We start from the raw sequence: 23,927 nt of genomic DNA, 5'->3' as shown, positions 1-23,927 counted from the left end.
CACCTGATCCCATCCCGAACTCAGCAGTGAAACGATGCATCGCCGATGGTAGTGTGGGGTTTCCCCATGTGAGAGTAGGTCATCGTCAAGATTCAATTCCGAAACCCCTGATCGCCATGCGGTCGGGGGTTTTGTCTTTCTGGCGCATATGAAATGTCTGCGCCGGCTTTATCGCCGTTCAAGCCGGCTCCTACCAGGTACAGTCTCAAGCCCTGCTGGCTAAAGAGAACCATGCCGACTGCCTTTGCCGCATTCCCTGTTTGGAGATTGCGCTGTCGTGCAGAGAACTAGGCTGCAAGAGCGCCTCGACACCTGTGGGAGCGGCTTTAGCCGCGAAGCAGGCGCCGCGCTAGATGGCACCGGCTTCGCCGGTGTTCGCGGCTAAAGCCGCTCCCTCCGTTAAATCAACGAATTGTGATTTGCTCTATAGAAGGCGGCTTGCCAGCGGCAGGGCCCAAACAGGCACAAAAAAAGGCCGCCCCCAAAGGGGACGGCCTTTCAATACAGCTCAGCCCTGTCAGCTAAGCAGGTTCTTCACATTCCCCATCGCCTCATCGGCAAACCCCTGCAGGAACGCCTGGAAGCCCGGCAGCGCCTCCGGGCCACCTTCCCAGGGCTCGGCCTGGATGGTCCAGATCGCACGGCTGCGCTGGCCATCGATCGCGACTACCTCCATCGCCGCCCACAGGTTGCCGATGTTCAGGCTGGTGTAGATCAGGCTCCAGGTCATGTTCATGGCCTGGTCATCCCGCGAGTTGAGCTGCTCGATCACCACGTTGCCATCCTTGAACAGCTTCTTGCGCACCGAGCGCACACCGCTACCGGTCATGTCGATGTGCGCCAGTGCCGGGATGAACACCGGGAAGCCGGCAAAGTTGCCGACAATGTTCCATACGCTGGCCGCAGGTGCGGCAATTTCCACGCTGGACACCACCAGGCAGCCTTGCGGGTTGCGGATCAAGGTATCGGGCTTGAGTGCTTGCATGTCGTGTTACTCCTGTTGTGTAAAAAATAATCAAATAAAGCCGATGTCGGCCAGGTAGCGGCAACCGCGGCGTAACAGCTCCGGGCTCTTGCTCGGGTAATGGCTGCCCATGCGCTGCACGCCGGCACGGGCGTTGTCATGGGCGATGCCGGAGATATCCCCGATGTCTTCTTCGAAACCGTCCAGGTAGAAGCCCAGGACGTCATACAGCGCGTTGTCGCGGTCGACCCGACGCAACTGTTGCTGCCACTGCTCGACGCTCACCAGCTCAAAGGCATGGCCCTGCTCGTGGAATGACGCCAGGTAGTCGCGCCAGCGCAGCGGCTCGGGGTTGTGCAGGTTGAACACGCATTGCCCGGCCTGGTGACGGCTGCCGTGGAAGGCGATGAAGCGGGCCAGGAAGTCCACCGGCATCAGGTCGAAGTCGATCTCCAGCCCCGGCACCTGGCCCAGTTGCAGCGACCCCTTGAGCATCAGCATCAAGCGGTTGCGCTGCGGTTGGCAGGCCCCGGTGCGGCTGTCGAAGGTGATGTTGCCGGGGCGGAACAGGTTGACCCACACCCCCTGCGCCCGCGCCCGCTGCAAGATCCGCTCGCCCACCCACTTGCTCAGGTTGTAGCCATTGCGGATGTAAATCGGCGGCGTCTCGGCCGGGTCGTCCTCCAGCACCCGCCCGCGGCTGTCCACGGCGCTGCAGGCCGACAGCGTGGAGACGAAGTTGAAGATCTTCTTGCGCCGCCCCTCGCACAGGCGCAGGCACTCGAACAGCGGCTCGATGTTGTCCGCTGCCAGCACCTGATAGTCGAGCACATGGTTCACCTGCGCCGCGTTGTGCAGCAGCGCGCCGTAGCCAGTATCCAGGTAGTCGTAGTCGGCCTGGCTCAGCCCCAGCTGCGGCTTGCGCAAGTCGGCCTCGAACACCCGCACACGGGCCAGGTCCAGCTGCACCTGGTTGTCAGCCAGCGCCTGGGCAAAACGTTGGTCGGCACTTTGCCCGCCAGCACTTCGCACCAGGCAGGCCACCTCGGTGGCGCCCCAATCCAGCAGCGCCTCCACCAGGTGCACACCGAGAAAGCTGTTGGCCCCGGTGACGATCACCTTGTGCACATCACCCAGGCGCTCCACCGGCAGCACCTGCAACCCCAGCTCGCGCTTGGCATCCCGCTCCAGCGCCGCCAGCACCTCCTGTTGTTGCCCCTGCTCGCCATCAAGCAACGCCCCCAGGCGCTGCAGTGTCGGCAGCTCGATGAAGCGGTTGATTGCCACGCCCCGGCCGAAGCGTTCGCGCACCTCCAGCAGCAGCCGCGACAGCAGGATCGAATGCCCACCCAGGTTGAAGAAGCTGTCGTCGGCCGAAATATCCGCCTGCGGCAGCTCCAGCAGCTCGCTCCACAGGCCGAGCAACTGTTGTTCAGTCGCAGTACCCGGTTGCAGCCGCTCGCTCGCAGGCAGCGCCAACGGGCGCAGCAGCAGCGCCTGGCGGTCCACCTTGCCATTGGCGGTGTAGGGCATCTGCTCCAGCACCTGGTAGAACGTCGGGCGCATGTAGTCGGGCAGGGCACGTTCGGCATGCTCACGCAGCCGTGTTTCAGCCTCCGCGCCCTCAGGCTGGGCGACAAACGCCAGCACCCGGCGCTGCCCATCGATCACCACCGCCACCTGGCCGAACAGGCGGCTGTTGCGCAGGCAGTGCTCGATCTCCTCGGGCTCCACACGGTAGCCACGGATCTTCACCTGGTTATCCCGCCGCCCGCACAACTCGATACCCTGCGCCGTCCACTTGCCGATATCGCCCGTGCGGTAAGCGCGCAGCGAGCGCCCCTCCGGCAGACCCAACTCGACAAAGCGCTCCGCGCTCAGTACTGCGTTGTTCAGGTAACCCAGCCCGACGCCGGGCCCGGCGATATACAGCTCCCCAGGGGTCTGCTCCGCTACGGGCTGCAATTGCTCGTCGAGTATCAGCACTTGCGTGTTGGCGATCGGCCGCCCGAGGTTGCGGTTGCCATCGCCGGCAGCGAAAAGCCGGGTGGTGGCCAGCACCGTGGTTTCGGTCGGCCCATAGATGTTGTGCAAGTGGCACTGCCCGGCCAGCCGGGCGATCACCTCCGGCTCGCACACATCGCCGCCGGTGATCAGGTGCCGCAGCCCCAGATGCGCCTCGCGGGGCAAGATGCTCAGCAGCGCCGGTGGCAGGAAGGCATGGCTGACTTCCTGGCTGTGGATAAGCCCCAGCAACGCCTGCGGGTCGCGGCGCTGCTCCTCATCGGGCAGCACCAGTTCGGCGCCACAGGCGAAGGTCGGCAGAATATCCAGCAGCGAGGCATCGAAGCCGATGGTGGAGAACTGCAGCACCCGGCAGCCGGCATCCAGCGCCACATGCTCGCGATACCAGGCCATGAAATGCGTCAGGTTGCGCTGGCTGAGCAGCACCCCCTTAGGCAGCCCGGTGGTACCCGAGGTGTAGATCGCCACGCAGGCCCGCCCAGGCGTTGCCTCACGCACGGCCAGGCTCGGCAGGGGAGCTTCCTCGGCCGGCGCAATATCACGCACATCCAGGCCGAAGATATCCACAAGCGCCTGCCCGTCATGCAGCAGCACGCAGGCACCGGCATCCGCGAGGATGCGCTGGCGACGCTCCACCGGCGTGGCCGGGTCCAACGGCAGGTAGATGGCCGCACACCCGATAATCGCCAGCAAGCTGGCGTAAAGCTCGGCTGACTTGGCCATGCACACCGCCACCACCGGTGGTGGCGCGCCCTCGGCAGGCAGCAGTGGCAGCAGGGCTCGCTGAATGCCCACCGTGCGCGCGTGCAGCTGTGCATAACTTTCACGCAGGCCCTGGCGGTTCAGCGCCGGGCGCCCGGCATTTCGCCGCAGGCTCTGCTCCAGCTGCACGATCAGCCCGCCTTCGGCCTGCTCCAGCAGGTCGGCGCGCAGCGTGCGGTTGAAGGGGTGCCGGTAGGCCAGGGCCTCCAGCCAGTCCAGGCCATGCTCGCGCTCATGCGCGCCAGGGCTGACCGCCGGCGCTTCATGCAGGTACTGCGGGTTGCGGGCAAAACGGTTGACCTGCAGCGCCAGCAGGTCGCCCAGCGCCTGCAGGGCATCTTCACGCAACTGCCGGCCATTGCCCGAAGCCGGTGCCGGTACCAGCTGGCGTTCGATCAACCGTTGCGCGCTGGCACTGCCACACCAGCACAGGGTTTCCAGGCGCGGCAAGGTTTCGGCGAAGCTTGCGCCCAGGCGCAGCCGCAGCAGCGGCGTGGCCCCCAAGGGCTGCCAGTCGCCGCTGGCCAGGGCCAGGCTGCCATCTTCCACCACCAGGTCGGGGTGGCTGGCCAGTTGCTCGCGCAGGGCTTGCGCGCTGCCAGCCGTGGCCGCGCCGTGGCCTTGGGCGTCGAGCTGGCAGGCCAGTTCCCCCAGGGCGGGGCTGGTGCCCGCCAGGAGTATGTCGAGGCGTCTCATGGTGTGCTCCTCAGGGCAGGTAGTCGCGCAGCGCGTCCTGCACGCAGCCGGCGTCGAGCATCGAGCTGCTGCGCAGGAAGCGCAGGATGTTGCCCAGCAGCGGGTGCTGGTGATTGATCGGGAACGCCAGCCCCTGCACTTCTTCGCGCAGGGCCTGGCGCACCGCCTCGCTCACCGGCAACGCAGCGATCAGGGCAAAGTCAAAACCCTGCTGGATGTCGTTGGTCAGGTACTCGCGCAAGAACACCGGCAGCACCTCGGCCAACGCCCGGCGGTCCGCCTCCGGGGCGGCCTGCCAGTAAATCCGCGTCAGTCGCGCCCAAAAGCTCGAATGGCGGCCCTCGTCGAGCAGGTGGTCGGCCATCAGCCCCTTCACCGACGGCTTGACCGTGTCGTCCCGGGCAAACGCCGCCACGTCGTCGGTCAAGGTGTTCTCGGCGATACCCACGCAGATCAGCTCCATCGCATCGCGCAGGGCCTCCGGCACCCGCTCCAGCGCCGCCGGTATCGCCCGGCTGAGCTCGATTTCCTGGGGCAGGGCGATCGGCTCGATGCCGGTCAGGGCGATGGTCTGCTGCAAGAAGTCCATCGCCACCAGGGCGTGGTAGTCCTCGTCCACCACCACGGTCATGGCGTCGTAGCGGCAGGCGAACGGAAAGCGCACGGCAAAACGGTCCTTGGCGATGCGCCGGGCGGTGCGGTCAACGATTTCGGTCTCGAAGATCACCACGTCGTTGATGAACTTGTAGAGGCTCTGCACCAGCACGAAATCGCGCAGCTGAGGGCATTCGCGCTGGAAGGCCGCGCCCAGCACCAGCGGCTGGCGGCTGAGCGGGTAGATCAGCCGCTGGTCATCCTCCACCCGGCGCCGTGGCCGGGTGCGAATGGTCGCGCGCTCTTCCCAGGCATCGGCGAAGGAGCGGTACTCGGCGGCATTCATGGCGTAACCTCGGCCAGCGGCGCCTTGATCGACGCACGCAGGCGGTCCCACAGCGCCATGCGGCTGTCCACTGCGGCAATGGCCGCCACGTAGACATCCTCCTCGCGCACCGGGTCATGCTCGACCAGGCGCGCCAGCAGTTGCTCGGCGGCCGGGCCATGATCTTCGGAGTCCACCTCGATATGGCGCTGCAGGTAGTAACGGAAGGTCGGCGCCTGCTCGATGCCGATACCCCACTCGTCGAGAATCTGCTGGAACATGCTCGGGATGACGCTTTCGCGGCCATGCAGGAAGGCCGCGGCCACCTGGTGCGCCGGTGCATCCAGGGCCACCTCCAGGGTGTCGCGCACGAAGCGCTGCGCCGCCTCGCTGGCCCCGGCGCGCTGCAGCGCCTCGGGGTGGCTGACGCCCTGCTGCATCAGGCTGACGAAACGCTCGATCGCCTGGGTGCTGGCACCCACTTCGCGCATGGCGTCCAGGTACAGCTCGAAGTGGCTGTAGTGGCCGTGGTCCAGGCGGTCATCGGACTCCTCGCCCAGCACGATCTCGTTGATCAAGCGCGCCGCCGCAGGGTCGGCCGGCGGCAGCCAGGGCAGGCTGACGCAGGTCAGTTCCTGTTGCAGGCGCTTGGTCAGCGACATGAAGTCCCATACGGCAAATACATGGGTTTCCATGAACCGGCGCAGGGTATCCAGCGAGTCGATTTCAGAGAATAACGGGTGCTGGGAGAGTGTCTGTTTCTTGTCGGTAAGTGTGCGTTTCAATGGGCTCATGTTTAGTTCCATCTGGCATGTTTATACAGGTCGGTTGATGCCTTGCAGTTGAAGCGATTCAAAACATCGGGCGAGCAGGTACCTCGAACGAAGTTTCGATATCTCACGGCGTGCAAGGGCCGTGCAGGTCAAATGGCGCCTGGGCTCACGGTGGGCCAGGTGCCCCTGCATCGGCGCTATAAAAGCTAGAGCAACTTCCAAAGTACTTGCAATTGTTTTTTGAAGTATTTGCAAGTTGCAACTTTTTGAAGTCGATAGTTGCCCGATCAAAACAATGAAGTTGTTTTGATTTGGGCAATAAGTACCCCTTCCGATCATTAACGATCAGAAAAAAGATGCAGAGTGAATGCCTCACTCGGAGCACTGATGAACGGGTGTCGAAGGTCGGGATTATTTAGGGGCGGCTGATCGGCTGGCGGTCCTGGCCCCGGTGGCAGGCTCCTTCTGCAGGTGGATGTGGGCGCAGGCGGCCAGGTCCGCTACTGACGATCAGCGGCCGCTGCGGGGACTAGAGTGTGCCCAAAATGCTGGCACTGCCATGGCCAGCAGCGCACGCTGCGCGTTCGCCGCAGCGCAGTCAGACAGGGCAGGGGGGCCTAGAAACTGAGCAGGCCGAGGTGGGTATGGAAGATGCGCACGATGCGCTGGTTGAACGGGGCGCCGTCCACTGCATGGGCCGGCAGCTCGATCAGCTCCAGGCCGCCGTGGGCCAGCGGGTTCCAGCCCAGCATCGCCGGTAGCGAGCCCGGCGGGTAGAGCACCGTCATCGGCACCTGCAGGGGCGTGCTGTCACCGCCGCTGGCAAAGCTCGGGCTGTCACAGCTGGCAACAAATAAGTGGCGGGTCTGCCCCGGCCAGCGGCGCTGCGCCCATTGCGCCAATGCCAGCGCCGCATGGGCGCCCAGGCTCTGGCCGAAGATCGCGTGGGGGTGTTGCAAAAACGGCTCCAGCCGCTCGCCAAGGGCACTGGCCAGGGCATGGCTGGATTCGCCAGGGTCGATGCTGTCGAGGCAGGCGGTGGCTGGCAGGTCGACAGCGATCACCTCCACCGGCTCGCTCAACGCCTCGGCCCACTGGCGGTACTGCTCGAGCTGCTGGCGGCTGCAGGCCAGGCAGATCAGGCGAATCCTGGTGGGCTGTTCGTGGGGTGCTTGGGTCTGCACGTGCACTGCCGTTCCTTATGCCTGGCCACGCCGTTGGCGTGGGGTCAGGTGGCCGATTGCCTGTCGAGGTAGTTGCGGATGGTGCGTGCCGCGTTGTTCAGGTGCTCTTCGAGCATCCTCACGGCTTCGTCCACCAGCTTGTCGCTGGCCGCATCCACCAGGGCGATGTGGTCATCCTGGGTCAGCTTGCCAAGGCCCATCGACGACAGGTGGAAGCGCAGAAAGCGTTCCTCCTCGTTGAGCTCGATCTCGATCAGGCGCAGCAGCTTCTGGTTGCCGGCCTTGCTGTACAGCGACATGTGGAACAGGCGGTTCAGGCGGCCGATCTCGGCGTGGCGGGTTTCGCTCTCCAGCTGGCGGATGTAGCCGCGCGCCAGGGCAATGTCGTCGGCATCGAGCCGCGGGATCGACTGACGCAGTGCTTCGGTTTCCAGCAGCACCCGCAGGCCGTAGGTGTCTACTGCGTCCTCACCGATCAGCGGCGCGACCACCGCGCCCTTGTGCATCACCACCTGCAGCAGCGATTGCGCCTCGAGCTGGCGCAGCGCCTCGCGCACCGGCATGCGGCTGACGCCGAACAGCGTGGCCAGCTCCTGCTGGCGCACGGCCGTACCTGGCGGCAGGCGACCGTCGAGAATGGCGCTGCGCAGGCGTTCTTCGATGACACTGCGGGCCAGGTGCGCAGGAACCTGCTCGCTACCCAGGACGGTGCTCAGGAGTTTGGGTTTCTCAGCCACGCAGGGGTCGCCTCGGCAAGATTGGATCCAATAACACTAGAGAGGGTGGGGGGCGCTTGTCAAACACTGTGTTTGCCCAGGCAGCGCAGCCCCATGGGCAAACGCGGCTATCGTGAATGAAGTCGCAGGCATTGGGAAGACGGCCAAGGGCGCCAGCCCTTGTAGGAAGCGGGTTTGCCGACAGCTGGCAGTGTGCCGTTGTGTTTTGTTTCCCCAGCTTGCACCATCGCACCTTCCAACGGACCTGAACGGGTGTTCGCAGTGGCGAAACCTTGGGCGCTCAGCACCACCCTACGCCGCCTCGGCCTGGCCGTGGTGCTCGGCTGCCTGCTGCTGGGCGGCGTCCAGGCCGATTGGGACTTCTCGCAGATCAGCCGTCGCGCCCAGGCCCTTTACGGACCGCTCGGGGCGGGGCAGGGTCGCATCGACGCCTGGCAGCAACTGCTGGCCAGCCAGCAGCAAAGCAATGAGCAGGCGCAGTTGAAGGCGGTCAACCTGTTCTTCAACCAGCAGTTGCGCTACGTCGAAGACATCGACCTGTGGCACGAGGTGGACTACTGGGCAACGCCGGTGCAGTCGCTGATCAAGGGCGCCGGCGACTGCGAGGACTACGCCATCGCCAAGTACTTCAGCCTGCGGCGCATGGGCATCCCCGCCGAAAAACTGCGCATCACCTACGTCAAGGCGCTGCGCCAGAACCGGGCGCACATGGTCCTGACCTATTATTCAAGCCCAGAGGCCCAGCCCCTGGTGCTCGACAGCCTGATGGACGCGATCAAGCCCGCCAGCCAGCGCAGCGACCTGCTGCCGGTCTACGCCTTCAATGGTGAAGGCCTGTGGTTGACGGGCGCGGCGGGCAACAAGAAGGTCGGCGACACCAAGCGCCTGTCACGCTGGCAGGATTTGCTGAAGAAAATGCAGGCCGAAGGATTCCCGGCCGAACCGGTTTACTGAGGGAGCACAGATGTCACTGTTCAAACAATTGCTGCTTGCCATTTGCCTGTTCCTGGTGGTCGCCTTCAGCGGCAGCTTCATGGTCAGCCTGGAGAGTTCGCGCAGCCAGTACGTCAACCAGCTGCGCTCCCACGCCCAGGACGCCGCCACCGCGCTGGCGTTGTCGCTGACGCCGAGCATCGACGACCCGGCGATGGTCGAGCTGATGGTCAGCTCGATCTTCGACAGCGGCTACTACTCCAGCATCAAGGTTGTCGATATCCAGTCCAACGCCGTGCTGGTCGAGCGCCACGCCGAACCCGACAGCGGCGAGGTGCCCGGCTGGTTCATCCGGCTGATCGGCCTGGAGCCGGCCGGCGGCGACGCCATCGTCAGCCGTGGCTGGCAGCAGGCGGCGCGGGTCGAGGTGATCAGCCACCCGATGTTCGCCCTGGCAAAACTGTGGCAGAGCGCCCTGGGCAGCCTCGGCTGGTTGCTGCTGTGCGGCGCGGTCAGCGCGGTACTCGGCGCCCTGTTGCTGCGCCGCCAACTGCGCCCGCTGGACTACATGGTGGCGCAGTCCCACGCCATCGCCCGGCGCGAATTCCTCAGTCTGCCGGACCTGCCACGCACCCCCGAGCTGCGCCGGGTGGTGCAGGCGATGAACCAGATGGTCGAAAAGCTCAAGGCGCTGTTCAGCGAGCAGGCCGAGCGTAGCGAGCAACTGCGCAACGAGTCCTACCAGGACAGCCTCACCGGCCTTGCCAACCGGCGTTACTTCGAGATGCAGCTCAACGCCCGGGTCAGCAATGCTGAAGACGCCCGCGCCGGTTATCTGCTGCTGGCCCGCGTGCAGGACCTGGCCGGCCTCAATGCCCGCCTGGGCGGCCAGCACACCGACCAGTTGCTGCAGGCGGTGGGCGAGCAACTGCGCCGCACCTGTGCGCAATACCCCGAAACCAACGACCTGATCACCCGCAGCCGCGGCGGTGAATTCGCCGTGCTGGCGCCAGGCATGGTGCATGACGAGGCGGTCCAGCTGGCTCAGGCCTTGGCCGTCACCCTGCAAAGCCTGCACAGTACCGGTGCCAGCGATGTCGACCCGGTGGCCTGCATAGGCCTTGCGCCCTACACCCCAGGCGATGCCCCGCAGGCGTTGCTCAAGCTCGCCGACGAGGCCCTGGCCCGCGCCGAAGCCCAGCCGCAGCCCGGCTGGGTATGCCTGGAGCAAGGCCTTGCCGCCAGCGCCGGCGACGGCCACCACGACTGGCACCAGCGGCTGGACCAAGCTCTTGATGAGGGCCGCTTCGAGCTGTTCTTCCAGCCGGTGGTCGACAGCCACATGCCCGCGCGGGTGCTGCACTACAAGGTCATTTCACGCTTGCTCGACCAACAGGGCGAGGCCGTTGCGGCCGGCCGCTACCTGCCCTGGCTGGAGCGTTTCGGCTGGATGCCGCGGCTGGACTTGCTGATGCTTAAAAAAGTGCTGGCGCACCTGCCGGCCCATGCCGAGTCGCTGGCACTGAACCTGTCCGGTGCAACACTCGCCGACCCCAAGGCGCTGCAGCAGGTGTTCGACCTGCTCGGCCAGCACCGCAACGCCGGCCCGCGCCTGACCTTCGAGATCGGCGAGGAGCAGTTGCCCGAGCAAGCCGCGCTGGAAAAGCTCACCCGGCGCCTGCGCGGGCTGGGTTTCGGCCTGGCGCTGCAGCGTTTTGGCGGGCGTTTCAGCATGATCGGCAACCTGGCGCACCTGGGCCTGGCGTACCTGAAGATCGATGGCAGTTACATCCGCCACATCGACCAGGAGCAGCACAAGCGCCTGTTCATCGAGGCCATCCAGCGCGCCTCGCACAGCATCGACCTGCCGCTGATCGCCGAGCGGGTGGAAACCGACGGCGAGCAGCAGGTGCTGCGCAAGATGGGCGTGCAAGGTATTCAGGGCCAGCTGGTGGGCGAGCCCGCCCCCTGGCGTTGAACCCGCGTTTACAAACGTCGCGGTGGTTGGCACCGGCTGCGCCGGTGTTCGCGGCTAAAGCCGCTCCCACAGGTACGGCGCTTGCTGCAGGCCTATGCGGTACCTGTAGGAGCCGGCTTGCCGGCGATGAGGCCGGCTCAGGCAGCACAAAACAGTTGCTCCCACAGGGATCACAGGGCTTTCAGGCCAGGGCTGTACTTGTGGGAAGCGGCCTCGTGTCGCGATGGGGCGCGCAGCGCCCCCAGATTTTGAGCAACATGCAATACCGCCGGGGCTGCTGCGCAGCCCTTTCGCGAACAAAGCCGCTACAGGCACAGCGCTGGGTTTGGGGTTGACGCAGTCCTGTGGGAGCGGGTTTACCCGCGAAGCAGGCAGCGCGGTGGTTGGCACCGGCTATGCCGGTGTTCGCGGTGGTCCGGCACTCCGGCAAGCCCGCTCCCACAGGGATCGCACCAGCCTTAAGAAATTGAGCAAGACAGTTGCTCCTACACACGGAGCGCGGCGGGCTCGCAAAATCCCCGCCCTCAGATCAACCCACCCCCCTCATCCTCTTCGATCAGGTTGTTCAAACTACCCAGCGCCCGCCGCGCCGTGGAGCGGTTGAGCAGCTTGGCCTGGGCCCCCGCCGGCAGGTCAGTGATGCTGATCACGCCCTTCTCGGTCAGCACCTCGATCAAATCCTCGAGCACCCGAATCATGTCCAGGTCGCTCTGCTTGAGCTGCTTGAGGCTGTTTTCCACCAGGTCGTCGGCAAACCAGTCCTGGATTTCGGCATGGTCGGCCGGCAGCAGTTCGTTGTGCTCGGCGAAGGGGGCGGCTTCTACCCGCTGCAACTGGCCGAACTCGTCGCGTTGCACGTAGAACATGGCTTCCATCCTCGTCACGTTGGTTCCTTGCTGGTTGGGTTATGCGCAGCTTAGGCAAAATTGCCAGGCTGCGCCTGCCGGTCAACTGTTGGAGTTGTCGATCTTGATGGTCGGGTCGGCACCACTGATCAGCGAGTTGATCGAAGTGTTCGACCAGTTCACACCCTCGAGCTTGATCGACACATCCACATTGGCCAGCCCGCCTGCGGCGTTGAGCTTGCCCTCGGTGCTGATCTGCAAGGTCGACTCGCCGCCCACCGTGGTGATCTTCAGGTAATTGTCGATGGTGGTGCCACGCTCGCCCTGCAGCAGGTCGCTGAGGTCCAGGCGGTCACCTTCGCTGACCTTGAAGTCCTTGATCACATCCTGGCCAGTGTCGCCGGCCTTCCACACGAAGGTGTCGGCCCCGGCACCGCCGGTCATGATGTCGTTACCCTTGCCGCCGATCAGGGTGTCGTTGCCGGCCCCGCCAAACAGCAGGTCGTTGCCTTCCCCACCCAGCAAGGTGTCGTTGCCGGTGCCACCCAGCAGGATGTCGTTGCCCTTGCCGCCATCGAGGTAGTCGTTGCCGCCCTGGCCGAAGATGATGTCGTTGCCGGCCCCGCCCATCAGCGTGTCGTTGCCGTCGTTGCTGCGCGAAACGTCGAACTCGGTGTAATGCTCCGACACATACTGGTGCATCATCCGCGCATCCACGTCGCCCGCATCCACCCCCAGCTTGGTGGCGACGAACGCCTGGATCGCCTCCACCCCGGTACCCGGGATCGAATCGAAGGTCACCAGGTCGCCGAAGATGATGTCGTGGCCGTCGCCGCCGTCCACCCGGTCCGAGCCGGGCACGGTGGCCTCGGTGTGGCCGAGGATGGCATCGGCCAGCTTGGTCGGGTCGATGTTGGTCTGCGGCGTGCTGTCCGAATCGTAGGGCTTGAGGTCGTTGGTGTTGACCCCGCTGTTCAGGCCGATGGCCTCCACCGTCGACAGCGCCGCGAGGATTTTGTAGCTGTCGGTGGAGTTGGTCAGGGTCGCGTCGGTGGTGGTGTTGCCGGTACCGGCGCGGGTCGACAGCTCATAACCGCCGTTGCCCTCGGCGCGAATGCTGCCGCTGGTCACAGTGTTCCACTTGTAGCTCCAGGTCAGCAGGTCGAAGTTTCCGCGGGTTTCGGCGGTCAGCTTGCCGCTGCTGTCGATCGACACCCGGTTGGTGGCGTCGAGCGCGTAGTTGGTGACCGTGTCGCCCACCTTGTAGTTGATGGTGCTGAGGAAGGTGTCCAGCTTGGTGGTGCTGTTGGCCAGCGTCGGGTTGCCCTGCTCGCCGGTCTGGTAGTAGGTGGGCTGGCCGTCGGTGATGAAGAACGTCTGGTTGCTGCCGGTATTGCCGGCGTTCTTCAGGGTCTGGAACCAGTTGGCGGTGGTCTTGAAGGCATCCTCGTAGTTGGTGCCGCCATCGGCGCTCATGGTGCCAAGCGCGTTGAGCAGGGTTTTGAGCCCGGCATCGTTGAGGGTCACCGACACCGTGCTCTTGACCTGGGTGGCGAAGTCCACCAGCAGGATGTTGACCGTCCCCGAGAGCGAACCCTTGACGCTCGCAGCCAGCGTCCTGAACACCGACTCCAGCGACGCCTTGGCACCGTCCACGCCGGACTGCCCCATGCTGCCCGAGGTGTCGACGATGAAGGCGATGTTGTAGTCCTTGCCGGCGACCACGTGCAGGCCGGTCACGTCGGCGACGATGATGTCGTTGTTGACCGTGCCGGTGCTGGTATCGCTGTCGGTGCCCAGGTTGGTGGAGGTGTAGGTTTCCGGGTACACCGTGACCTTCAGCGTGCCCTCGTTGCTGGCAACGCTGCCGCCGACGCTCTCGCTGGAGGTGGAGGTCACCTTCACGTCGAACTGGCCGTAGTAGTAGGCCGGTGGCTTGATCGCAAGGCTGCCCAGGTTCCAGCCGGTGACATCCACCGCCGTGGTGCCCACGGTAATGCTGTGGCCGGCATTGTCGGTCACCACCGAACCGGCCGGGATGCCGCCCAGCTTCACGCTCAGGCTCTCCGAGCCGTCGGTGTCGGTCAGGCTGCTGGTGATGCCCACCAGCTTGACGCTGCCGTTCTCCGGCCCTTCGTTGAGTTTGAAGCCGTCGTAATAGCCCTGGCCGCTGCTGCCATGCAGATCCGACACCGTCACCCCGGCGTTGCCCAGTTCGGTGACGTTCGGGTACATCGGAATGTTGGTGCTGTTCAGGTCGGTGACCAGCCCGTTGCCCACCTTCACGTTGATGTCGTAGCTACCCGGGCCGGACTGGTTGGCGTGGTAGATCTCCAGGGTGTAGTAGCCGCTGGTGGTCGGCGTGTAGCTGCCCGCCACCGTGCCGCCGCCGCCCCAGGTGGCGGTGACCACGTTCTTGCCGCCGATGTTCACCAGCAGGCTGTCATCGGCGGTGCCGCTGAAGGTGTAGGTTTTGCCGGCTTCCAGGTAGATCAGGCCGGAAGTCTTCGAGCCGCTTTGCGCCGCCACGCTGGCATCGGACTGCACGTTGGTGGTGGTTTCGCTCTTGCTGGCGTTGCCAGAGTTGGCGAACACCGTCTTCAACGCATCGCCGGTGATGCCGTTGCCGTTGGTGCCAAGGCCGGTAAGGCTGGTCCAGGTCTCCTTGGTCAAGCCCAGGGAGTTGACGTTGTTGCTGCCGATGCTCAGGTTCGGCTTGTCGGCCACCGGGGCGATGTCCACCTTCAGCGTGGCCTCGCTGCCCGGGGTGATGCCGTCGGTGGGCTTGTACTTCACCTGCGCGTAGTCCGCCTGCTTGTTGCCCACACCCGTGCCACCGTAGCCGTCGACGCCGGACTGGTTGGCCAGCGGCACGAACTTGAGCTTGCCGGCGCTGATATCGGCCTGGCTCACGGTCTGGTTGAGGGTAACGTCCACCCAGGCGGTGCCGTTGAAGAACTTCAGGTTGCCAAGGTCCGGCAGCTTGGTGAAGGTCACCCCCAGGCTTGAGGCCGGGCTGTCGACGTCGGTGACGTTGAAGTTGCTCCAGTTCAGCACCAGCTCGGTGTCCTCCACCCCGGTCACCGCGCCGCCGGTGGTAACCGGCGCGTCGTTGACTGCCACCACGTTCACCGTGGTGGTGGCGGTGTTGGACACGTTGACCCCGTCGGTCACCGTCACGGTAATGACCCGCGGCGTGGTGCTCGGGTCCTCGCTGGTGCTGGCGAAGGTGATGTTCTTGATCGCCTGCATGTAGTCGGCCAGCGAGGCCGTGCCGCTCAGGGTCAGTACCACCTGGCCGCCCGTCACCGTCGAGGTGATGGTGATGCCGTTGACGCTGTTGCCCAGGTTCAGCACATCGCCCGGCTGGCGGTTGGTCAGGGTGACAGTGGCGCCGGCCAGCTGGCTGCTGTCGAAGTCGGTGATGGAGATATCCAGGTCACTGATCGAGTTGCCCGCGCCGTTCTCGGTGTAGGTGGTCTGGTAGTCGGCGCCGCTCTTGCCGCTCGAGTCGTTGGCGTCCAGGTCCAGCACCGGCGCCGGCTCGAACAGCTGGGTGGTGACGCTGGCCGCGTTGCCATTGACCACCAGCCCCTCGAAGTTGCCGCCGGTGGCCGAGTCGATCTTCACGTTGAACTGCTCGGTGCCCTCGGTGATGTTGTCCTTGAGGGTGGGGATGGTGAAGGTGGCCGAGGTGCTGTTGGCCTTGATCACCACGCTGGCAACGCCGGTGTAGTCGACGCCGTTGGTGGCGGTGCCGCTGTAGCTCAGTTTGACCACCACGTCGGTCTGCGGCGCGTTGCTCAGGGTCAGGGTGTAGGTGGCGTTGCTGCCTTCGGCCACCGTCGCACTGCCGGTGATGCCCACCGTAGTGTTGTTGATCGTGTCGGTCACCGCGGTGACTGCTGGCGCCGGGTTCACCGCCAGGCTCTCGAAGTTGCCGCCGCTGGCGCCGGTGATGGTCGCGCTGACCGGGCCGGCATCGATGTACACATCGTCGGCCGGGGCCGCCACGGTGACGCTGCCCGAGGACTGGTTGGCGCCGATGGTGATGCTCTGGCCGTTGCTCAGGGTCACCGTCACGGCGGTCTGCGCCGGGTTGGTCAGGGTGGCGGTGTAGACGATCTGGCCGCCTTCGGCCACGGTCGGCGTGGCGGTCAGGGTCACCGTGGTGGTGTCCTGCACGTCGGTGACCGTGGTGCTGAGCACGCCCTTGTTGGCCACCAGGTTTTCGTAGTTGCCACCGCTGACGCTGCTGATGCTGTTGGTCACCGGCGCGTGGCCCTGGTACACGTCGTTGGTGACCGTGCCGGTGGCGGTGCCGCTGCTTTGGCCCACCGCGATGGTGATGGTCTGGCCGTTGGTCAGGGTCACCACCACCGGCGTGACGGTGACCGGGGCGCCCACGGTAGCGGTGTAGATGATGGTGCCGCCCTCGGCCACGCTCGGCGTGGCGGTGAGGGTGACAGTGGTGGTGTCCTGCACGTCGGTCACGGTGGTGCTGACCGGGTTCTGGTTGGCAACGAGGTTCTCGTAGTTGCCGCCGCTGACCCCGGTGATGTTGTTGGTGACCGGGGCGTGGCCCAGGTAAACGTCGTTGGTGACGCTACCGGTGGCCGTGCCGGAGCTCTGGCCGACCGGGATGGTGATGGTCTGGCCGCCTGCCAGCGTCACCACGACCGGGCTGCCGGTGACCGGCGCGCCGACGGTGGCGGTGTAAACGATGGTGCCGCCCTCGGCCACGCTCGGCGTGGCAGTCAGGGTCACCGTGGTGGTGTCCTGCACATCGGTCACGGTGGTGCTGACCGGTGTCTGGTTGGCCACCAGGTTTTCGTAATTGCCGCCGGACACGCCGGTGATGTTGTTGGTGACCGGGGCATGGCCCTGGTACACATCGTTGGTCACGGCGCCCGTTGCCGTGCCGGAGCTTTGCCCGACCGGGATGGTGATGGTCTGGCCGTTGGCAAGTGTTACCACCACGGCACTGCCGGTCACCGGCGCCCCCACGCTTGCGGTGTACACGATGGTCCCGCCCTCGGCCACGCTCGGCGTAGCGGTGAGGGTCACGGTGGTGGTGTCCTGCACATCGGTCACCGTGGTGCTGACCGGTGTCTTGTTGGCCACCAGGTTTTCGTAGTTGCCGCCGCTGACGTTGGAGATGCCGTTGGTGACCGGGGCATGGCCCTGATACACGTCGTTGGTCACGCTGCCGGTGGCGGTGCCGGAACTCTGGCCGACAGGGATGGTGATGGTTTGCCCGTTGGTCAAGGTCACCACCACCGCACTGCCGGTCACTGCTGCGCCGACCGTGGCGGTGTAGATGATGGTGCCACCCTCGGCCACGCTCGGCGTGGCGGTCAGGGTGACCGTGGTGGTGTCGATGGTATCGGTGACGTTGGTCACCGCAGGCGTACTGTTGACCGCCAGGTTCTCGAAGTTGCCGCCGCTGGCGCCGGTGATGCGCGCGCTGACCTGGCCGGCATCCACGTAAGGGTCATCACCCGGTGCGGCCACCGTGACGCTGCCCGAGGTCTGGTTGGCGCCGATAGTGATGGTCTGACCGTTGTTCAGGGTGACAGTGACGGCAGTCTGCGCCGCATTGGTCAGGGTTGCGGTGTAGGTGATCTGGCCGCCTTCGGCCACGCTCGGGGTAGCCGAAAGCGAAACCGTGGTGGTGTCCTGCACATCAGTGACACTGGTGCTGACCGGGTTCTGGTTGGCGACCAGGTTTTCGTAGTTGCCGCCGGATACGCCGGTGATGTTGTTGGTGACTGCGGCATGGCCTTGGTAGACGTCGTTGGTCACAGCACCCGTGGCGGTGCCGGAGCTTTGGCCGACCGGAATCGTGATGGTCTGTCCGTTGGCCAGGTTGACCACGACCGGGCTGCCGGTCACCGGTGCACCCACCGTGGCGGTGTAGGTGATGGTGCCGCCCTCGGCCACGCTTGGCGTGGCGGTCAGGGTCACGGTGGTGGTGTCCTGAACATCGGTCACTGTAGTGCTGACCGGATTCTGGTTGGCAACGAGGTTCTCGTAGTTGCCACCGCTGACGCCGGTGATGTTGTTGGTCACCGGCGTATGGCCTTGGTAGACGTCGTTGGTCACGGCGCCGGTTGCCGTGCCGGAACTCTGGCCGACCGGGATGGTGATGGTCTGGCCGTTGGCCAGGCTTACCACGACCGGACTGCCAGTGACCGGAGCCCCAACTGTAGCCGTGTAGATGATGGTCCCACCCTCGGCCACGCTTGGCGTGGCGGTCAGGGTCACTGTGGTGGTGTCCTGAACATCGGTGACGGTGGTGCTGACCGGGTTCTGGTTCGCTACGAGGTTTTCGTAGTTGCCGCCGCTGACCCCGGTGATGTTGTTGGTGACCGGTGCATGGCCTTGGTAGACGTCGTTGGTCACGGCACCCGTAGCTGTGCCGGAGCTTTGGCCGACGGGGATGGTGATGGTCTGCCCGTTGGCCAGGGTTACCACGACCGGGCTGCCGGTCACCGGTGCACCCACCGTGGCGGTGTAGGTGATGGTGCCGCCCTCGGCCACGCTTGGCGTGGCGGTGAGGGTCACGGTAGTGGTGTCCTGCACATCGGTCACCGTGGTGCTGACCGGTGTCTTGTTGGCCACCAGGTTTTCGTAGTTGCCGCCGCTGACATTGGAGATGCCGTTGGTGACCGGTGCATGCCCCTGATACACGTCATTGGTCACGCTGCCGGTGGCGGTACCAGAGCTTTGGCCCACGGGAATGGTGATGGTCTGGCCATTGGTCAGCGTCACCGTGACCGGGCTGCCGGTGACCGGTGCCCCGACCGTGGCGGTGTATACGATGGTGCCACCCTCGGCAACCGAATTGGTGGCGGTAAGCGTCACGGTCGTCGTGTCGATGGTATCGGTGACGTTGGTCACCGCTGGCGTGCTGTTGACTGCCAGGTTTTCGAAGTTACCGCCGCTGGCGCCGGTGATGCGTGCGCTGACCTGGCCGGCATCCACATAAGGGTCATCGCCCGGTGCGGCTACCGTCACGCTGCCCGAGGTCTGGTTGGCGCCGATGGTGATGGTCTGGCCGTTGCTCAGCGTAACGGTGACTGCAGACTGGGCGGCATTGGTCAGGGTGGCGGTGTAGGTGATCTGGCCACCCTCCGCAACACTCGGTGTGGCCGACAGCGATACCGTCGTGGTGTCCGTCACATCCGTGACGGTGGTGCTGACCGGGCTCTGGTTGGCGACCAGGTTCTCGTAGTTGCCGCCGCTGACCCCGGTGATGTTGTTGGTGACCGGTGCGTGACCTTGATAGACGTCATTGGTCACCGCACCCGTGGCAGTGCCGGAGCTTTGGCCGACCGGAATGGTGATGGTCTGCCCGTTGGCCAGGCTGACCACGACCGGGCTGCCAGTTACAGGTGCCCCAACCGTTGCGGTGTAAATGATCGTCCCGCCTTCGGCCACGCTCGGTGTGGCGGTCAGGGTCACGGTAGTGGTGTCCTGAACGTCGGTGACAGTGGTGCTGACCGGATTCTGGTTGGCAACGAGGTTCTCGTAATTGCCGCCGCTGACCCCAGTGATGTTGTTGGTGACCGGTGCATGCCCTTGGTAGACGTCGTTGGTCACGGCGCCGGTTGCAGTGCCGGAGCTTTGACCAACTCCAATGGTGATGGTTTGCCCGTTGGCGAGGCTGACCACGACCGGGCTGCCAGTGACCGGAGCCCCGACTGTAGCCGTGTAGATGATGGTCCCACCCTCGGCCACGCTTGGCGTAGCGGTGAGCGTCACCGTCGTGGTGTCCTGAACATCCGTAACGGTGGTGCTGACCGGGTTCTGATTGGCTACCAGGTGCTCGTAGTTACCGCCGGATACCCCAGTGATGTTGTTGGTAACCGGAGCATGGCCCTGGTAGACGTCGTTGGTCACGGCGCCGGTTGCTGTGCCCGAGCTTTGACCAACGGGGATGGTGATGGTCTGGCCATTGGCAAGTGTCACCACCACCGCACTGCCGGTCACCGGTGCGCCGACCGTGGCGGTGTAAATGATGGTGCCGCCTTCGGCCACGCTCGGCGTGGCGCTCAGGGTCACTGTGGTGGTGTCGATGGTATCGGTGACGTTGGTCACCGCTGGGGTGCTGTTGACCGCCAGATTCTCGAAGTTGCCGCCGCTGGCGCCGGTGATGCGCGCACTCACCTGGCCAGCATCGACATAGGGGTCATCGCCCGGTGCGGCTACCGTCACGCTGCCCGCGGTCTGGTTGGCGCCTATGGTGATGGTCTGGCCGTTGCTCAGGGTCACGGTGACTGCAGACTGGGCGGCATTGGTCAGGGTGGCGGTGTAGATGATCTGGCCGCCTTCGGCCACGCTCGGGGTAGCCGAAAGCGAAACCGTGGTGGTGTCCGTCACATCCGTGACGCTGGTGCTGACCGGGCTCTGGTTGGCTACCAGGTTTTCATAGTTGCCGCCGGATACGCCGGTGATGTTGTTGGTAACCGCGGCATGGCCTTGGTACACGTCGTTGGTCACGGCGCCGGTTGCGGTGCCGGAGTTTTGGCCAACTGGGATGGTGATGGTCTGTCCGTTAGCCAGGCTGACCACGACCGGGCTACCGGTGACCGGAGCCCCGACCGTCGCGGTGTAGATGATGGTGCCACCTTCGGCCACGCTTGGCGTGGCGGTCAGGGTCACGGTGGTGGTGTCCTGAACATCGGTGACATTGGTGCTCACCGGATTCTGGTTGGCTACGAGGTTCTCGTAGTTGCCACCGCTGACACCTGTGATGTTGTTGGTCACCGGCGCATGGCCTTGGTAGACGTCGTTGGTCACCGCACCCGTAGCTGTGCCGGAGCTTTGGCCGACGGGGATGGTGATGGTCTGCCCATTGGCCAGGGTCACCACGACCGGGCTGCCGGTGACCGGAGCCCCAACCGTAGCGGTGTAGATGATGGTGCCGCCTTCGGCCACGCTTGGCGTGGCGGTGAGGGTAACGGTGGTGGTGTCCTGAACATCGGTGACGGTGGTGCTGACCGGGTTCTGGTTCGCTACGAGGTTTTCGTAGTTGCCGCCGCTGACGCCGGTGATGTTGTTGGTGACCGGCGCATGGCCTTGATAGACGTCGTTGGTCACCGCGCCAGTGGCAGTACCGGAACTCTGGCCTACCGGGATGGTGATGGTCTGCCCGTTGGCCAGGCTGACCACGACCGGGCTGCCAGTGACCGGAGCCCCGACGGTCGCGGTGTAGATGATCGTGCCGCCTTCGGCCACGCTTGGCGTGGCGGTCAGGGTCACCGTGGTGGTGTCCTGTACGTCGGTGACCGTGGTGCTCACCGGGTTCTGGTTGGCGACCAGATTCTCGTAATTGCCACCGGACACACCGGTGATGTTGTTGGTGACCGGCGCATGGCCTTGGTAGACGTCGTTGGTCACGGCGCCGGTGGCGGTGCCTGAGCTTTGGCCCACAGGAATGGTGATGGTTTGCCCGTTGGTCAGTGAAACCACGACCGGCGAGCCAGTCACTGGTGCGCCTACGCTGGCGGTGTAAATGATGGTCCCACCCTCGGCCACGCTTGGCGTTGCGGTGAGGGTGACGGTGGTGGTGTCCTGCACATCAGTGACGGTTGTGCTGACCGGGTTCTGATTGGCGACCAGGTTTTCGTAGTTACCGCCGCTAACGCCGGTGATGTTGTTGGTAACTGGCGCGTGGCCTTGATAGACGTCGTTGGTCACGGCGCCGGTTGCCGTCCCCGAGCTTTGACCAACGGGGATGGTGATGGTTTGCCCGTTTGCGAGGCTCACCACGACCGGGCTTCCAGTCACCGGAGCACCTACCGAGGCGGTGTAAATGATCGTCCCACCTTCGGCAACGCTCGGCGTGGCAGTCAGGGTAACGGTGGTGGTGTCCTGAACATCGGTGACGGTAGTGCTGACCGGGTTCTGGTTGGCAACGAGGTTCTCGTAGTTGCCACCGCTGACGCCGGTGATGTTGTTGGTGACCGGTGCATGCCCTTGGTAGACGTCATTGGTCACCGCACCCGTGGCCGTACTGGAGCTTTGGCCGACCGGGATGGTGATGGTCTGGCCGTTGGCCAGCGAAACCACGACCGGTGAGCCAGTCACCGGTGCCCCGACCGAAGCGGTGTAAATGATCGTGCCGCCCTCGGCCACACTCGGCGTGGCGGTCAGGATCACCGTGGTGGTGTCCTGAACATCGGTGACGGTAGTGCTGACCGGGTTCTGGTTGGCAACGAGGTTCTCGTAGTTGCCACCACTGACGCCGGTGATGTTGTTGGTGACTGGCGCATGCCCTTGATAGACGTCGTTGGTTACGGCGCCAGTGGCAGTGCCGGAGCTCTGGCCAATGGGGATGGTGATGGTCTGCCCGCCTGCCAGGGTCACCACGACGGGCGAGCCAGTGACCGGTGCGCCAACCGAGGCTGTGTAGATGATCGTGCCGCCCTCGGCCACGCTCGGCGTGGCGGTCAGGGTCACGGTAGTGGTGTCCTGCACGTCGGTCACGTTGGTGCTGACCGGGTTCTGATTGGCGACCAGGTGTTCGTAGTTGCCACCGCTGACGCCGGTGATGTTGTTAGTAACGGGCGCATGGCCTTGGTAGACATCGTTGGTCACCGCACCGGTTGCAGTGCCGGAGCTTTGGCCGACGGGGATGGTGATGGTTTGCCCGTTGGCCAGGGTTACCACGACAGGCGAACCTGTCACCGGTGCGCCGACGCTGGCGGTATAGATGATGGTCCCACCTTCGGCCACGCTCGGCGTGGCGCTCAGGGTGACCATGGTGGTGTCGATGGTATCGGTGACGTTGGTCACCGCAGGCGTGCTGTTGACCGCCAGGTTCTCGAAGTTGCCGCCATTGGCGCCGGTGATGCGCGCACTCACCTGGCCGGCATCCACATACGGGTCATCCCCTGGCGCAGCGACGGTTACGCTGCCCGAGGTCTGGTTGGCGCCGATGGTGATGGTCTGGCCGTTGCTCAAGGTAACGGTGACTGCAGACTGGGCTGCGTTGGTCAGGGTAGCGGTGTAGGTGATCTGGCCGCCTTCAGCGACGCTCGGCGTGGCCGACAGGGAGACCGTGGTGGTGTCCTGGGTGTCGGTGACCGTGGTGCTGACTGGGTTCTGGTTGGCCGCCAAGTTTTCGTAATTGCCGCCAGACACGCTGGTGATGTTGTTGGTGACCGGCGCATGGCCCTGGTAGACGTCGTTGCTTACCGCGCCGGTTGCAGTGCCGGAGCTTTGGCCGACCGGGATGGTGATGGTCTGGCCGCCTGCCAGGGTCACTACGACGGGCGAGCCAGTGACCGGTGCGCCAACCGAGGCGGTGTAGATGATCGTGCCGCCCTCGGCCACGCTCGGCGTAGCGGTCAGCGTGACGGTGGTGGTGTCCTGCACATCGGTGACGGTAGTGCTGACCGGATTCTGGTTAGCGACCAGGTTCTCGTAATTACCGCCACTGACGCCGGTGATGTTGTTACTGACCGGAGCGTGGCCTTGGTAGACGTCATTGGTCACTGCCCCGGTAGCGGTGCCGGAACTCTGGCCGACCGGGATGGTGATGGTCTGCCCGTTGGCCAGCGAAACCACGACCGGGCTGCCGGTAACCGGAGCCCCGACCGTGGCGGTGTAAATGATGGTGCCGCCTTCGGCCACGCTTGGCGTAGCGGTCAGGGTCACTGTGGTGGTGTCCTGCACATCAGTGACAGAAGTGCTGACTGGGTTTTGGTTAGCGACAAGATTTTCGTAGTTACCGCCGCTAACGGCAGTGATGTTGTTGGTAACTGGTGCGTGGCCTTGATAGACGTCGTTGGTCACGGCGCCCGTGGCAGTGCCAGAGCTCTGGCCGACGGGGATGGTGATGGTCTGCCCGTTGGCCAGCGAAACCACAACCGGTGAACCAGTCACCGGCGCACCGACCGAGGCGGTGTAGATGATCGTACCGCCCTCGGCGACGCTCGGAGTTGCGGTCAGGGTCACCGTGGTGGTGTCCTGAACATCAGTAACAGTTGTGCTGACCGGATCCTGGTTGGCGACCAGATTCTCGTAGTTGCCGCCGGACACGCCGGTGATGTTGTTGCTGACCGGCGCATGGCCCTGGTAGACGTCGTTGGTCACGGCGCC

Annotated in this window: 10 protein-coding genes and 1 rRNA gene; 3 read left to right on the top strand and 8 right to left on the bottom strand. The window is 64.8% G+C overall.

What is annotated here, in order from left to right:
• Window positions 1–91, top strand: a 5S ribosomal RNA gene (gene rrf / locus ACI2KK_RS28175); the annotation flags it as partial.
• A 426-nt stretch (window positions 92–517) separates the two neighbouring features.
• Here rrf and ACI2KK_RS28170 read toward each other — a convergent pair.
• The 6 genes from ACI2KK_RS28170 to ACI2KK_RS28145 form a co-directional block, all read right to left on the bottom strand.
• A complete protein-coding gene (locus tag ACI2KK_RS28170; protein ID WP_404671531.1) occupies window positions 518–985 on the bottom strand; it encodes an SRPBCC family protein in 468 nt (155 codons plus the stop codon).
• A 30-nt stretch (window positions 986–1,015) separates the two neighbouring features.
• On the bottom strand, window positions 1,016–4,447 hold the full coding sequence (locus tag ACI2KK_RS28165; RefSeq protein WP_404671530.1) for an amino acid adenylation domain-containing protein: 3,432 nt from the start codon (window positions 4,445–4,447) through the stop codon (window positions 1,016–1,018).
• Between the two features lie 10 nt (window positions 4,448–4,457).
• Window positions 4,458–5,387: a diiron oxygenase gene (locus ACI2KK_RS28160; protein WP_404671529.1), complete on the bottom strand. Its 930-nt coding sequence runs from the start codon at window positions 5,385–5,387 to the stop codon at window positions 4,458–4,460.
• On the bottom strand, window positions 5,384–6,160 hold the full coding sequence (locus tag ACI2KK_RS28155) for a DUF3050 domain-containing protein (RefSeq protein WP_217886843.1): 777 nt from the start codon (window positions 6,158–6,160) through the stop codon (window positions 5,384–5,386). The genes ACI2KK_RS28160 and ACI2KK_RS28155 overlap by 4 nt, the downstream gene beginning before the upstream one ends.
• 596 nt (window positions 6,161–6,756) lie before the next feature.
• A complete protein-coding gene (locus ACI2KK_RS28150) occupies window positions 6,757–7,323 on the bottom strand; it encodes a thioesterase domain-containing protein (RefSeq protein WP_404671528.1) in 567 nt (188 codons plus the stop codon).
• A 44-nt stretch (window positions 7,324–7,367) separates the two neighbouring features.
• Window positions 7,368–8,060 (bottom strand): GntR family transcriptional regulator, encoded by a 693-nt coding sequence (locus tag ACI2KK_RS28145; protein ID WP_404671527.1) that lies wholly within the window; start codon window positions 8,058–8,060, stop codon window positions 7,368–7,370.
• A gap of 261 nt (window positions 8,061–8,321) precedes the next feature.
• Here ACI2KK_RS28145 and lapG point away from each other — a divergent pair, with 261 nt between their 5' ends.
• Together lapG and lapD are read left to right on the top strand one after the other, a co-directional pair.
• Window positions 8,322–9,014, top strand: coding sequence for a cysteine protease LapG (gene lapG, locus ACI2KK_RS28140; protein ID WP_404671526.1), 693 nt, complete (start codon window positions 8,322–8,324; stop codon window positions 9,012–9,014).
• 10 nt (window positions 9,015–9,024) lie between these two features.
• A complete protein-coding gene (gene lapD, locus ACI2KK_RS28135) occupies window positions 9,025–10,971 on the top strand; it encodes a cyclic di-GMP receptor LapD (RefSeq protein ID WP_404671525.1) in 1,947 nt (648 codons plus the stop codon).
• 524 nt (window positions 10,972–11,495) lie between these two features.
• Here lapD and ACI2KK_RS28130 read toward each other — a convergent pair.
• Window positions 11,496–11,837 (bottom strand): tryptophan synthase subunit beta, encoded by a 342-nt coding sequence (locus tag ACI2KK_RS28130; protein WP_217843489.1) that lies wholly within the window; start codon window positions 11,835–11,837, stop codon window positions 11,496–11,498.
• Between the two features lie 81 nt (window positions 11,838–11,918).
• Complete coding sequence (locus ACI2KK_RS28125; RefSeq protein ID WP_404671524.1) at window positions 11,919–23,921, bottom strand: immunoglobulin-like domain-containing protein; 12,003 nt, start codon at window positions 23,919–23,921, stop codon at window positions 11,919–11,921.
• Between the last annotated feature and the right edge of the window lie 6 nt (window positions 23,922–23,927).

The organism is Pseudomonas sp. NPDC089406, from assembly GCF_044900265.1.
GTDB lineage: Bacteria > Pseudomonadota > Gammaproteobacteria > Pseudomonadales > Pseudomonadaceae > Aquipseudomonas > Aquipseudomonas fakonensis.
Note: the sequence above shows the minus strand (reverse complement) of the source record. Positions and strands in the feature narration are given on the sequence as shown.